Origin of the sequence: Psychrobacter sp., from assembly GCF_036731945.1 — a bacterium.
Taxonomy (GTDB): Bacteria; Pseudomonadota; Gammaproteobacteria; order Pseudomonadales; family Moraxellaceae; genus Psychrobacter.
Window position 1 is genome coordinate 22,844 of record NZ_DAINDI010000017.1, and the last position, 476, is coordinate 23,319.

Below are 476 nucleotides of genomic sequence, written 5' to 3' on the forward strand. Positions count from 1 at the left end.
CCACAAAACGTCCCAATAGCATCTTGGCAAAGGATGCAACAAACTATCTTAATTTCATGGCGTTATCCGATAGCGAACGTCAAGAGCAATATCTAGCGCCTAGTACCACTGAAGATGGCTACGAGATGGACAAATGGGCGACGACACATTATCAATTAAATCAAGCGATGCAGATTCCACCCATTTGGCATACTGATGGTGATAATCGAGAATGCTTAAATGGGTTGTTTTGCCAAACCGAAAGCGTTGATTAATAAAGCGCGTTCCAAGCAATAAAAAAGCACCTACTTTTTAAAGTAAGTGCTTTTTTCTACTTTCTATCAGCGCCAATATTAGCTATTTTTAACAAACAATCTCAGTCAATTTTTAAAAATGATAACCCAATTTCATGCCGAGCGCGTAGCCCGTACCATCATCGATATTGGCTACCCGACCATCAACCTTGGTATCGACTGGACCGCCTTCAAACCACATAT

General features: G+C 41.0%; 1 protein-coding gene. It reads left to right on the top strand.

Annotated features, from left to right (window positions below; all coding sequences use genetic code 11):
* Positions 1-254, top strand: a 254-nt coding sequence (locus V7D75_RS05170; protein WP_333613690.1) for a hypothetical protein, incomplete at its 5' end; no start/stop codon positions are given.
* Positions 255-476 lie beyond the last annotated feature (222 nt).